The following is a 12,568-nucleotide window of genomic DNA, read 5'->3' as shown; positions in this document are numbered from 1 at the left end:
GGGGCGTGCGTCGCGCGCGTCCGAACCTTCGTCCTGGTATCAGTGCTCGATGCGCCATCCGAGCGACGCGCAGGCTTCCTGCACCGCGCTCGTCATGCGGGGAGAGGCGTAGGCCGCGAGCTCGTGAGGGCCGCCGCGGGTCTGCGCGACGGGGCCGTGAGTGCCGCGCGGTGCAACGGGCCAGGGTGAGCGCGCGTTGCGCGTATATCGATAGACGACGATCGCCACATCGGTCGAAGACTCGCAGAGCGCATCCAGTGCCGGTGCGAGGCTGCGCCACAGCTCAGGAGAGAGCGCGAAAGGGTCGATGTGGACGAGAAGCGGACCGGTGTCCCTCCAGCGATATTCCAGCGCGGCGACGGCTTCGTCGACGACGTGCACGCCCACGAGTCGTTCCTCGCGGATCTGCTCTTTGAGCTCGGCGCGCGTCACGACGTTGGCTTCGCCGAGCACGAGTGTGCTGCGCTGGTGCCCGAGCACGTCCAGCACGAGCCCCGACGAGCAGCGGTAGTGACTCGTGCGCGCGAGCGACGCCCGCTCCGCCGCGATGTATCGCGCGTATGCGGGATGCTCGGAGACGAGGCGCTCGACATCGGCATTCCACCGCTCGAGATCGGCGAGCGGCGCGTGGAGGAGGAACGTGTGCGTGTCGACGTAGCGAACCCTCGTGTGCGCGAGCCTCTCCGCCAGCGCGATCAGCGCGGCATGCTTGAGGACATCGCCGAGGTTCCCGACGCTCCTGCTCTGGCGATTCGTGGGGCGAGCCATGGTGTCGAGTTGCTCGCCGAGTGTATGCGAGGGACGAACCGGTGAGGCGTTCGTGATCGCCAGTGCACAGCCTGCGACCCGGCGAGGTCTGCGACGCTGCCGAGCTCGCGTGCGCCGCCGACCTCCCGGTGACGCGTGCGACCGCGAGAGTCGCGCGCGAGGAGAGCGCCCCAGAACCTTCGCCGTGCGCCGCGCGGCTCCCTCGTGTATCTGCGTATGCGTGCCGCCGCTCGCGGCGCAGGAACGCCCATGAAGTTCGAGCAGCTCGATCGCCGGATGCGAGTCTTCGAGACCGCGCACGACCACTGCGTGCTCCCCGGTGTCTACATGGTCGCGCGGATCGACGGTCGGTCGTTCTCGCATCTCACCCGTGTGGCCCACGCGTTCGACGCGCCCTACGACGAGCGCTTCCGCGACTGCATGGTCGCGGCGCTCGAGCACCTGATGGGCTGCGGCTTCGCGGTGACGTACGGCTACACGCAGAGCGACGAGATCTCGCTGCTCTTCCGCCGCGACGAGAGCCTCTTCGGACGCAAGCTGCGGAAGTACCTCTCCGTGCTCGCGGGCGAGGCGAGCGCCGCGTTCTCGTTGCGGCTCGGCGCGCCGGCCGCGTTCGACAGCCGCATCTCCCAGCTGCCGAGCGAGGCCGACGTCGTCGACTACTTCCGATGGCGGAACGAGGACGCGCACCGCAACGCGCTGAACGGTCACTGCTACTGGCTGCTGCGGCGCCAAGGGCTCGACGACGCCGCCGCGACCCGTCGCCTCGACGGAGTCTCGGTCGCTGCGCGCAACGAGCTGCTCTTCCAGCACGGCATCCAGTTCAACGAGCTGCCCAATTGGCAGAAGCGGGGGATCGGCGCGTACTGGGAGACGAGCACCGAGGAGGGCCGCGATCCGCGCACCGACGCGCCCGTGCTCTCGACACGGCGCCGGCTGCGCATCGATTTCGATCTCCCGATGAAGGAGTCCTACGAGGCGTTCGTTCGCGCGCGGATCGGCTGATGGCGCGTCGAGAGCGCTCGCCGCGGCGACTGGTGATCGACACCAACATCCTGGTCGCCGCGCTGCTGCACCCCGGTCGCACTCCGGATCGCGCGCTGGCGAAGGTCATCGAGCGCGGAATGACGCTCTTGATCGACGACCGGATCGAGGCGGAGTACCGCGACGTGCTCTGGCGTCCGAAGTTCGCCTCGATCGATCCGGCGCGGCGGGATGGTCTGCTCGACGCGCTCGGTTGCGCGGCGGAGCGCGTGGAGTGCGTCGCGTGCGACATCGCGATGATCGACCCCGCGGATCGACGCTTCGTCGAGGTGGCGCGCGCCGGTCGCGCCGACGCGCTCCTCACGGGCAACGTCAAGCACTTCCCCATCGAGCTCGGGGTGCACGTGATCTCGCCGGCCGCGCTGCTCGCCGACGAGTGGCCGCGCTGACCGCGCGTCGCCCCGCGAGGCTCGGGGGCGATGGTCCGATGACTCAGGGCGCGTGACTCTTGCCGGCCCGCGCGAGGCGCGCTTCGTCGGCGAGGTACTGCTCGTAGCCCATGTGGAGGTCGTAGTAGCGCTCGCCCGCGAGCTCGATGACGCGGGTGACGAGCGAGTCGACGAACTGCACGTCGTGAGAGCTCACGACCATGCTGCCGCCGAACTTCAGGAGGCCGTTGTTGAGCGCGGTGATCGACTCGAGGTCGAGGTGGTTGGTCGGGCCGTCGAGGAGCAGGACGTTGGGGTCCTGGAGCATCAGACGCGCGAGCATGCAGCGCACCTTCTCGCCGCCCGAGAGCACGTTGGCGCTCTTCTTCGATTCTTCGCCGGAGAACAGCATCCGTCCGAGGAAGCTGCGGACGAAGTTCTCCTCTTGGTTCGTGCTGAACTGACGCATCCACTCGATCAGGTTGAGCTGCGTCGAGAAGAAGCGATCGTGCTCCTTCGGGAAGTACCCGAGGTTCGCCGAGCGGCCCCAGCGCAGCTCGCCCTCGTCGGGCGCGACCTCTCCGGCGAGCACCTGGAGCAGCGTCGAAGTCGCGAGATCGCTGCCCGCGATCGCGACCTTCTCGCCCTTGCTGATCGAGAAACGCAGGTTCTCGAAGAGCGTCACTCCGTCGACGCGCTTGGTGATCCCGTCGACGAAGAGGACTTCCTTGCCCAGCTCTCGCTGCGTGTCGAAAACGATGTACGGATACTTGCGGGACGACGGCTTGATGTCGTCGAGCGTGATCTTCTCCAGCTGACTGCGGCGCGAGGATGCCTGTCGCGACTTCGACGCATTGGCGCTGAAGCGCTGCACGAACGCCTTCAGCTCCTTGATCTTGTCTTCCTTGCGGCGATTGGCGTCTTGCCGCTGGCGGAGCGCGAGCTGACTGCTCTCGTACCAGAAGCTGTAGTTGCCGCTGAAGAGCTGGACCTTCTGGAAGTCGACGTCTGCGACGTGAGTGCAGACCTTGTCGAGGAAATGGCGATCGTGGGAGACGACGATCACGGTGTTCTTGAACTCGAGGAGGAACTCCTCGAGCCAGAGGATCGAGTCGACGTCGAGATGGTTCGTCGGCTCGTCGAGCAGGAGGATGTCGGGATCGCCGAAGAGCGCCTGTGCGAGCAGGACGCGCACCTTCTCGCCGTCGTCCAGGTCCTTGACGAGCTTCTGGTGCTTGTCGTCGGTGATGCCGAGGGCGTTCAGGAGACTGCCCGCGTTGGCCTCGGCGTTCCATCCATCGAGCTCGCCGAACTCGGCCTCGAGCTCGGCCGCTCGAGTGCCGTCTTCATCGGTGAAGTCGGGCTTCGCGTAGATCGCGTCCTTCTCGACCATCACCTGGTGCAGCCGCGCGTGGCCCATCAGCACCGCGGTCAGCGCCTCGACGTCGTCGTAAGCGAAGTGGTTCTGGCGCAGCATGCTGAGGCGCTGGCTCTTGCCGACGACGACGCGCCCCGAGGTGGGCTCCTGCTCGCCCGCGAGACAGCGCAGGAACGTGGACTTCCCCGCGCCGTTCGCGCCGATCAGGCCGTAGCAGTTTCCGGGGGTGAACTTGATGTCGACGTTCTCGAAGAGGACGCGACTGCCATAGGAGAGCGAGAGCTGTTCGCTGGAGATCATGGGCGGGGGCCCCAGGTAGCCGGCACGGCGGAGTCGGGCAAACCGACGACCACCGGGGCGCAGGGCCCGCGAGCATGGGGAAGAGTCCACGCGTGCGTCACTGCCCGATCGTGCGGCGAGGCCCGCCCGCTGCGAGCGCTGCCATCCCGTCGATCCGGTCCAGCACCACGCGCTGCCGTCGTCGCGCAGCGCGCACATCGAGGCCACGTCGCGCTCGATCGCGACGATGCGATCGAGCGACGCGACCCGAATCGGCATCCAGGTACGCGCCAGCGGATCGCCGATCCCGAGGTTCGGTCCGGTGCCCCAGCACCATCGCGTGGACCGGCATCACGCGGACCCGCATCACCCTGCCCCGCATCGCCGGGAGCGGCATCGCGCGCGCCGCCATCGAGCGGCCCACCGTCGGGCGGGCCCGCATCTTCTTCGACGCCACCGTCGAACGAGCCCGCATCTCGCGCACTCGCATCGAAGCCCGCGTCGAGGACGCCCGCGTCGCTCGACGACGCATCCATCGACGGCTCGCGGCGGCTCCCGGTCGAGAGCCCGGTCCGGCCGCCGCACGCGCTCACGATCAACGCGCAAACCAGGAGCGCTGGCCATCGGAACACCGCGCGCATCCTCAGTCGCCGCGGACGTCGCGTCGAGGTCGGAGGCGGTCCTTGACACTCCCCGCTCGAGCCGGCTCCATCGCGCTCTCACACGGGGGCAGATCATGGGAGAGACGATTCGCAAGACCGCCGCGGCCGCCGACATCCTCGCCGACGCGAGCACCGCGCTCACCCGCGCGAGGAGCCGGGCGGAGAGTGGGAGTCCGAGGCGGACCAGAGGCTCGGGTCGACACTGGCGCTCGCCGCGACGATCGAGGCTCGGCTCACCGCCGCGCGCCGCGAGCTCGAGCCGCTCGCCGCGGCCCTCGCGACCCAGGACGACCTCGCCGACAAGTTCCTCGGCCGCATCGCGGACTCGATCTGGAACGACGTCGGGCGCCCCGCGCACGACGGCGCGCTCTCGATCCTCTTCCCGGGCGGCATCGCGTACTACGCCGACGGCGACGTGACCGAGCAGCCAGAGCGCATGCTCCTGCTCGCCGAGCTGCTCGAGTCGGGCATCCATCCGCGACTTCGCGCCGACGCCGCGCGCGCGTACGCCACCGAGGTCCGCGGTCAGGCGGAGAGCTTGCGGGCCCACGTCGGCGCGGCGGCGGCCCCGGCGCGGACCGTCGCGCTGCTCGAGAAGGTCCACGTCGCGCTCGGCCGCGTCGCGCATGCGGGCCTCGCGTCGCTGAAGCGCGCCTACAAGGCGAACGGCTTCAGCGAGGCCGAGATCCACTCCGTCATCCCGGATCGCCCCGCGTCTCGGAAGGCCACCCCGGCGGGCGGCGACCCGAACGACGCCTGAAGAGATCCCGCCGGAGCGAGATCCCCCGGAGATCACGAGACAACCAGTGGGATTCCGCCGACTTGCACACGCGTCGGCGGCCGACCCCGCGCAGCTTTCGTCACCGACGCACGCGTCACCGGCCGACCCCGCGGGGAACACGCGGTCGACGCGCGCGCCTTCGACCGGACCCGCCGGGATCGGGCGGTCGACGCAGGTGTCGTTGCGAGATCGGGCGCGGGTCGGGTCGCCGACGGCTGCGTCGTCGCCGCGCGCCGCGCGGATCGGGGCGCCGACACACGTGGGAGTCGCGATCGCCGCTCGGGCGCTCGCGGCGACGCGCGTGTTGCCCGTCGATCGCGTGCGTCTGCTCCTCGAGCAGGAGAGCTCGGCGCCGTGGTCCGCGCCCAACGGGCCGACGCGCCCGTCTGTTGTCTCGGCCCAACAGCCCGCGCCGCGATCCCCGCACGATCGCCGCGGTCCCGCGACGTCCTGCCGTGGATCGCGGCTTGCGAATCACGCCGCGCAGGAGGCGCGATGTCCCTTCGCACGAGATCCATCTGCGTCGTCGCCGCGCTCGCGCTCGGAGCGTGCATCGGCGACCTCGATGATGCCCCCGCGGGCCCGCGGGGCGGCGATCCCGTTCCCCGACCGCCAGGGACGACCCGCCCGCCGCGCGCACCGCTCTACGCCTGCGACGATCCCAGCGCGGTCGCGCCCGAGCTCCCGCTGCGCCGGCTGACGAGCACTCAGCTCCGCAACACGCTGGTGCAGCTCGTCGAGTCGAGCGCGCCGTCGAGCAGCGCCGCGATCCTCGCCTCGATCGCGCCCGCGATGGAGCGGCTGCCCGCCGACTCCGGCGCGAGCGCCGAGGGATCGCGGCACGCCGGGTTTCGCAGGCTCGATCAGGCCGTGCAGCAGCAGCACGTCGAGGTGCTCTACGACGTCGGGGTCGCGCTCGGCGCCGCGTTCACCGCGGATCCGTCGCGCGTCGGCGAGATCTTCGGCGCGTGCGCGTCCGACGACGACGATTCGAACGACGGCGTGTGCGTGCGGTCGTTCGTCCGCGTCTTCGGCGAGCGCGCGTTCCGGCGCCCTTTGACCGACGAGGACGTCGAGCTCCTCGCGAGCGCGGCCGATCCGCTGCCGCTCTCCGCGGACGCGCTCGCGAACGTCGTCGCGCTGATCGTGAACTCGCCCGAGCTGTTCTACCTGCCCGAGCACGGCGCGGACGGCGCCGTCGGTGCCACCGTTCCGCTCGACGCGTTCGAGCTCGCGGCGCGGCTCTCCTATCACTTCTGGGGCGCGCCTCCCGACGACGAGCTGCTCGAGGCGGCGCGCACCGGCGCGCTGCTCCGAAGCGACGAGTACGAGCGCCAGCTCGATCGCCTCGTCGCCGATGCGCGCGCCGACGAGGCGTTCGCCGAGTTCTTCTCCGATTGGCTCCGGCTCGGCGAGGTCGCCGAGCTCGACGTCCAGGTCGGACGGCCGCGCTTCGACGCGTTCGCGGGCGCCGACGTTCCGACACCCGAGCTCCGCACGGCGATGATCGACGACGTGCTCGACGCCGCGCGCGCCAACCTGCGCGCCGGATCGAGCCTCTCCGATCTCCTGTTCGATCGACGCTCCTACACGCGCGACCCGCTGCTCGCGCGCATCTACGGCACGAGCCCGTGGGACGGATCCGGCGAGCCTCCGACGCCGCCGGGCGCCCGCGCCGGCCTGCTGACGCGCCCCGCGTTCCTCGCGACCGGCACGCCCACGACACGGCCGATCATGAAGGGCGTGCTCGTGCGCATGGCCTTGATGTGCGAGGCCGTGCCGTCGCCCCCGGCCAACGCCGACGCGGTACGGCCCGAGGCGAGCGCGCTCGCGACGACGCGCGAGGCGACCGAGGCGCTCACCGAAGCGCCCGGCACGTCGTGCGCCGGCTGTCACGCCACCGCGATCAACCCGCTCGGCTTCGCGACCGAGGGCTTCGACGCGCTCGGCCGCGAGCGCACCGTCGAGCGCATCTTCGGAGAGGACGGCGCGCTCCTCGCGGAGCTCCCGATCGACACGCACGTCGTGCCGAGCGTGATCTTCGGCGACCCGATGGAGGCCGAGGGCGCCGAGGATCTCACGCGTCTCCTCGACGAGAGCGGTCGCGTGCACTCGTGCATGGCGCGCGAGTACTTCCGCTTCACGTTCCAGAGGACCGAGGACGCGCGCGACGACGGCTGCTCGCTCGCAGCGATCGAGGAGGCGGTGCTCGGCGGCGCCTCGCTCACCGAGATCTTCGCGAGCAGCGCGCGCCTGCGCACGTTCCGAGAGAGGAGCTTCGAATGATCTCCCGCAGGATGTTCCTCCGCGGCGCCGGCGGTGCTGCGCTCGCGATCCCGTTCCTCCCGTCGCTGCTCGAGGGAGGCACCGCGCACGCGCAGGATCGCGGGCGCACGAGCTTCGTCGCGTTCCTCTCGCAGCACGGAGGCGTGTCCGCCGCGAACATGTACCCGGCCGACGCGACGCTCACCGACGTCGCGATGGCCGCCGAGGGCCACCACGAGGTGCGGCGCGGCGCGCTCTCGCTCTCGACGTCGGGCGGGATCGCGTCGCTGAGCCCCGTGCTCTCGGCATCGAGCTCGGTGCTCACCCCCGCGATCGCGAGCAAGATGAACGTGCTGCGCGGTCTCGACATCACCTACGACATCGCCCACCACTACTGCGGCGCATCGCTCGGGAACCTCGCGATCAACAGCTCGTCGGACGATCCGTACGATCGCGGCCCACGGCGCTCGATCGATCAGGTGATGGCGTGGTCGAGCGCGGTCTATCCCGACCCGCGCGCCGTGCAGCTGCGCTCGTTCACGGTCGCGCAGAACCAGGCTGTGTCCTGGGGCTATCAGAACCCCGCGGCGGGGTCCGGGCCCATCCAGGCCGTCGGCGACTCGTGGACGTCCGCCACGCTCTTCGACCGGCTGTTCCCGACGCCGACGACGCCGCCCTCGTCTCCGCGACGGCGGCTCGTCGATCTCGTGTACGAGCGCTACCGGCGCCTGCGCGACGGACATCGCCGCCTGTCGAGCGCCGATCGCGAGCGGCTCGAGGCGCACATGGCGCGCATCGCGGAGCTCGAGCGCCGCCTCGGCGCGGCGCCGATCTCGTGCACGAGCTCGCCCGAGCGACCCGAGGACAACGGACCGCTGCTCCGCGGGGCGTACGACGGCCGTCCCGATCAGCACGTGCGCTATTTCCAGCTCTACAACGAGGTGCTCGCGGCCGCGCTCGCGTGCGGCGCGACGCGGATCGCGGTCCTCTGCGGCGACGCGTACGTCAACACGTTCTCGTCCCATCCGAGCGCGAGCTGGCACGACGAGATCGCACACCGCGTGGTCGCGATGCAGGACGTGATGGTCGGCGCGCAGCGCCGCTTCTTCGCCGACGTCGTGCTCGATCTCGCCTCGCGGCTCGAGTCGGTCGTCGAGGACGACGGCGCGACGGCGCTCGACCGCTCGCTGATCGTGTGGATGCAGGAGCACAGCAACGTGACCCACGACAACTTCTCGATCCCCGCGGTCACGCTCGGCTCGGCGGACGGGTTCTTCTCGACCGGCAACTACTGCGACTACCGCAACCGCGCGCGCCTGTTCTCGCCGTGGGAAGACACGACCGAGCGCAGCGCGCCGGGCCTCACATACCAGCAATTCTGGGCGAACTGCCTCCAGGCGATGGGCGTGCCGCACGACGAGTGGGCCGAGCCCGATCACCCCGGCTACAGCGCGCGCTTCACGCACGTGATCAACGCCGACTTCCCGGTGCGACCGGCGAGCGACTGGTCCGACGCGGTGTGGCGCACGGCGGGCGACGTCCTGCCGTTCCTCGCGCGCTGACGAGCTCGTCCGCGCGCGTGCGAGCGATGGGGCACGAGCACCGGCGCGAGGTGAGCTCTTCGGTTGACACTCCCGCGGTCGCCGAGGAATCTGGGCGGCGCCGTGCCGATCGCGATGCGCTGCCATCACCGCGGGGCGCCGTGAGAGCCGGCGATCACATCTCCGGCCACGAGATCCTCGCGCCGGTCTCTGCGGGCGGGATGGCGACCGTGTACCTCGCGCGGCGCGTGGGCGCGGCGGGCTTCGCCAAGCACGTCGCGATCAAGGTCGTGCACGCGCACCTCGCGCTCGATCGCGCGTTCGTGAAGATGTTCCTCGCCGAGGCGCGTCTGTCCGCGCGCATCGAGCACCCGAACGTCGTCCAGGTGCACGACCTCGGCGAGCACGACGGCAGCTACTTCATGGTGATGGAGTACGTCGAGGGGTGCGCGCTCAGCGAGCTCCAGCGCGTCCTCGCCGCGGAGCAGCGCCGCCTCGCGCCCGAGGTCGCGGTCGCGATCGCGATGCGCGTCGCTGCAGGGCTGCACGCGGCGCACGAGCTCGCCGACGAGCACGGGAACAACCTCTGCGTCGTCCATCGCGACGTGTCGCCGCAGAACGTGCTCCTCGCGCGGAAGGGGCACGTGAAGCTGATCGACTTCGGGATCGCGAAGGCGGCCGAGCGCACCCAGAGCACGCAGGGCGGAGTGCTCAAGGGCAAGGTGCGCTACATGGCGCCCGAGCAGGCGTCGGGCAGCGAGATCGATCGGCGCGCGGACGTGTACGCGCTCGGCGTCTTGCTGTGGGAGATGCTCACGGGGCGACGGCTCTTCGACGCGCCGACCGATCTGCTCGCGCTCAAGATGGTGCTCGACCCGAAGCCGCGCGCGCCGAGCGCGCTCGCGAGCGGCATCCCGCCGGCGCTCGACGAGGCGGTCCTCGCGGCGCTCGCGAAGGACCCGGCGCGGCGACCGGCGACCGCGCAGGCGTTCGGCGAGATGCTCGCGCGGGCGCTCCCCGCCTCGCTCGTGATCGATGCGCCGCGGATCGCCGAGATCGTCGGCGTGCTCGCCGACGTCGCGCGCGGCGACGCAGCGGATCGCCCCGACTCGACGCCCGGCGTCGCGCCGTGGAGCGATGCAGCGCGCGAGCGCGTCGAGCAGCTCACGCTGCCGGCGCTCGCCGCGACGGCGGATGCATCGCTGTCGAGCGCGGAGCCGAGCGTGCCCACGCCGGTCGTCCGCGGCGCGGGCCCCTTGCGCGTCGCGCTCGCGATGCTCGGTGCGGTCGTGATCGCAGCGTCGGCGGCGGCCTGGTACTCGGGGCGCGGCGAGCGCGCGGCCGCGGCGTCGCCGCGCGACGAGGTGCCGCCGCGCGACACAGTGCCGCCCCGCGACGCGCCGCCGTTCGATCACACCGAGGTCGAGCCGGCAGCGACAATGCCCGTGCCGCCGGCCAGCACGGCTCCGCCCGCGCCCACGGCGATGGATGCGCCCGAGCCGCGCGCGGCGTCGACGACGTCCCGCTCGACGCGCCGGACGCGGAGGCCCGATCGATCCGGCCGCGCCGGCTCGCGCGCGTCGGCCACGACGATCGACGACGTCCCGCTCGACACCGAGTTCGAATGAGAGCCCCGCGAGCGATCCTCCTGCTGCTCGCGATCGCGACGCTCGTCTCGTGCGGCAGCCCGCTGACGGAGCTCGTGGTCGTGATCACGTCCGATGTCACGGGCTCGATCTCGTCGGTGTCGATCGAGGTGACCGGACCGGACGGCGAGCTCCTCGACACGCACGTGCCGCAGGAGGACGCCCCGCTCGAGTGGCCGCTCACGCTCGGGCTCACGAGGTCGGGCGCGCCCCATCACCCGATCACGATCGACGTCCGCGGCGATGCGACGATCGGATCCGACGCGGTGCAGCTCCGGCGCAGGGTCGTGACCGGCTTCGTGCCGGGGGAGCGCCGGCTCCTCGAGATCCACCTCGACGCCGCGTGCGAGACGCCGTGCGTCGGTGAGATCGATCCCGAGGATCTCCCTCCTTTCGACGGCGAGATCCCGCCCTTCGACCCGAGCTGCGCCGCCGAGGACCTCGGGAGCGCGCTCGGGACGTTCGCTCGCGCGCTCGATCGCGACACGTCGCGGCCCGCGAGCTGCGAGCCCGGCGCCGGGCACGATCGGGTGTTCCGATGGCGCGCGCCGAGCACCGGCCGCTTCGTGATCGACACGCTGCCGGGGTCGAACGTCGACTCCGTGATCGACGTGCGCCGCGACTGCGGAGGACCGTCGATCGTGTGTCAGGACGACGTCGGCCCGGACCGCCTCTGGTCGCACGTCGAGGTCGATCTCGACGCTGGAGAGACGATCCTCGTGTACGTGTACGGCTACTTCGATGACGCTCCGTTCGACCTGACGTTCAGCGCGGCGCCGCTGCCGGCGGAGCGCTGCGCGGGCGGAGTCGACGAGGATCGCGACGGAGCGATCGACTGCGCGGATCCCGAGTGCGACGGCGACGCGACGTGTCTCTAGCGCGCGTCGCGGCGGCTCAACGAATCTCCCACGTGCCGGGCGGGACGTTGCCGCTGTAGGGCTGCGGCGCGCTGCCCGAGACGCCGAGCACGACTCCGACGATCACCGCGGCGAGCACGACGGCGCCCGCGGTCGTGCCGAGGACGATCCAGCCCGTGGGATCCTCGCCCTCGCTCGGCGGTGGAGCGGCGATCGCATCCTCGATGCTTCGCTCGCGCTGCTCGCCGGCGCTCTCGGGCGCGGCGCCGTCGCCCGCCAGCTCGAGCACGATCCGCTCGCGCTCGCCCTCGCGCAGGTGCACCGAGCTCCGCTCGATCACGACGCCGCCACGGAGGACGGCGACGGTGTGCGGACCTGGGTCGAGCAGGACCTCGTGGTCCGGCGCGGCGCTCGCGCCGTCGATGTCGAGCGCGTCCCCCGGACCGAGGTCGCACACGACCGTCAGCCGCGGGATCGCGTCTTCGAGGCGCGCGAGGACCTCTTCCACTTCCGGTCGGCGCTGGCGGTCGCGCTCGCTCGTGGCGGTGGCGAGCCACTGGCGGTACGACGCGGCCGCCGCGATCAAGCGCCCGGTCTGTCGCTGCGCTCCTGCGAGGTTCATCAACACGCTCGGCTGCGGCGCGAGCTCGTGTGCACGGGCGAATCGATCGTGCGCGCTCGCCCAGTCTCCGGCGCGCGCCGCGCGGAGGCCCGCCTCGAACTCGGCGCGCCCCTCGTCGCGGCGCGCCGACGCGCCCGGACCCTCCTGCGCGGCATGTCGCTGCGCCGCGTCGCCTTGCTGCGCCGCGCCGTCTTGCTGCGCCGCGCCGTCTTGCTGCGCCGCGCCGTCTTGCTGCGCGGTGTCCTGCGCCGCGGCGGGCCGCGGGCCGAGCAGGATCGTCGCGAGCAGCGCTGCGTGCGCGAGACGACGCATCGAGGCGCGACCCTAGCACGCCGCGCCACGCGCTCGCATCGACTA

Annotated in this window: 11 protein-coding genes; 7 read left to right on the top strand and 4 right to left on the bottom strand. The window is 71.5% G+C overall.

The window, feature by feature from the left end:
• Nucleotides 1-39: 39 nt before the first annotated feature.
• Nucleotides 40-768, bottom strand: coding sequence for a hypothetical protein (locus DB32_RS07050; protein WP_053231648.1), 729 nt, complete (start codon nucleotides 766-768; stop codon nucleotides 40-42).
• A 249-nt stretch (nucleotides 769-1,017) separates the two neighbouring features.
• Here DB32_RS07050 and DB32_RS07045 point away from each other — a divergent pair, with 249 nt between their 5' ends.
• Nucleotides 1,018-1,773 (top strand): tRNA(His) guanylyltransferase Thg1 family protein, encoded by a 756-nt coding sequence (locus DB32_RS07045; protein WP_053231647.1) that lies wholly within the window; start codon nucleotides 1,018-1,020, stop codon nucleotides 1,771-1,773.
• Nucleotides 1,773-2,201, top strand: coding sequence for a putative toxin-antitoxin system toxin component, PIN family (locus tag DB32_RS07040; protein ID WP_053231646.1), 429 nt, complete (start codon nucleotides 1,773-1,775; stop codon nucleotides 2,199-2,201). The genes DB32_RS07045 and DB32_RS07040 overlap by 1 nt, the downstream gene beginning before the upstream one ends.
• A gap of 43 nt (nucleotides 2,202-2,244) precedes the next feature.
• On the opposite strand, the gene DB32_RS07035 is transcribed toward DB32_RS07040, so the two are convergent.
• Together DB32_RS07035 and DB32_RS07030 are read right to left on the bottom strand one after the other, a co-directional pair.
• Complete coding sequence (locus DB32_RS07035) at nucleotides 2,245-3,858, bottom strand: ABC-F family ATP-binding cassette domain-containing protein (protein WP_053231645.1); 1,614 nt, start codon at nucleotides 3,856-3,858, stop codon at nucleotides 2,245-2,247.
• Nucleotides 3,859-3,955: 97 nt separating this feature from the next.
• A complete protein-coding gene (locus tag DB32_RS07030; protein WP_157068801.1) occupies nucleotides 3,956-4,294 on the bottom strand; it encodes a hypothetical protein in 339 nt (112 codons plus the stop codon).
• A gap of 620 nt (nucleotides 4,295-4,914) precedes the next feature.
• Between DB32_RS07030 and DB32_RS07020 the strand changes: the two genes are divergently transcribed.
• The 5 genes from DB32_RS07020 (at nucleotide 4,915) to DB32_RS07000 (ending at nucleotide 11,610) form a co-directional block, all read left to right on the top strand.
• Nucleotides 4,915-5,259 (top strand): hypothetical protein, encoded by a 345-nt coding sequence (locus tag DB32_RS07020; RefSeq protein ID WP_053231642.1) that lies wholly within the window; start codon nucleotides 4,915-4,917, stop codon nucleotides 5,257-5,259.
• 375 nt (nucleotides 5,260-5,634) lie between these two features.
• Nucleotides 5,635-7,566: a DUF1592 domain-containing protein gene (locus DB32_RS07015; RefSeq protein ID WP_157068800.1), complete on the top strand. Its 1,932-nt coding sequence runs from the start codon at nucleotides 5,635-5,637 to the stop codon at nucleotides 7,564-7,566.
• On the top strand, nucleotides 7,563-9,107 hold the full coding sequence (locus DB32_RS07010) for a DUF1552 domain-containing protein (RefSeq protein ID WP_075097470.1): 1,545 nt from the start codon (nucleotides 7,563-7,565) through the stop codon (nucleotides 9,105-9,107). Before DB32_RS07015 ends, DB32_RS07010 begins: the two co-directional genes overlap by 4 nt.
• Before the next feature lie 50 nt (nucleotides 9,108-9,157).
• A complete protein-coding gene (locus DB32_RS07005) occupies nucleotides 9,158-10,714 on the top strand; it encodes a serine/threonine-protein kinase (RefSeq protein WP_169791365.1) in 1,557 nt (518 codons plus the stop codon).
• Nucleotides 10,711-11,610, top strand: a complete 900-nt coding sequence (locus DB32_RS07000; RefSeq protein ID WP_053231638.1) for a hypothetical protein — start codon at nucleotides 10,711-10,713, stop codon at nucleotides 11,608-11,610. The genes DB32_RS07005 and DB32_RS07000 overlap by 4 nt, the downstream gene beginning before the upstream one ends.
• Nucleotides 11,611-11,626: 16 nt before the next feature.
• On the opposite strand, the gene DB32_RS06995 is transcribed toward DB32_RS07000, so the two are convergent.
• Entirely contained in the window at nucleotides 11,627-12,523 is an 897-nt protein-coding gene (locus DB32_RS06995) for a hypothetical protein (RefSeq protein ID WP_053231637.1), read from the bottom strand.
• Nucleotides 12,524-12,568: the final 45 nt, after the last annotated feature.

The sequence above is a fragment of the Sandaracinus amylolyticus genome, from assembly GCF_000737325.1.
Taxonomy (GTDB): domain Bacteria; phylum Myxococcota_A; class Polyangia; order Polyangiales; family Sandaracinaceae; genus Sandaracinus; species Sandaracinus amylolyticus.
This window is presented reverse-complemented; position numbering and strand designations above follow the sequence as displayed.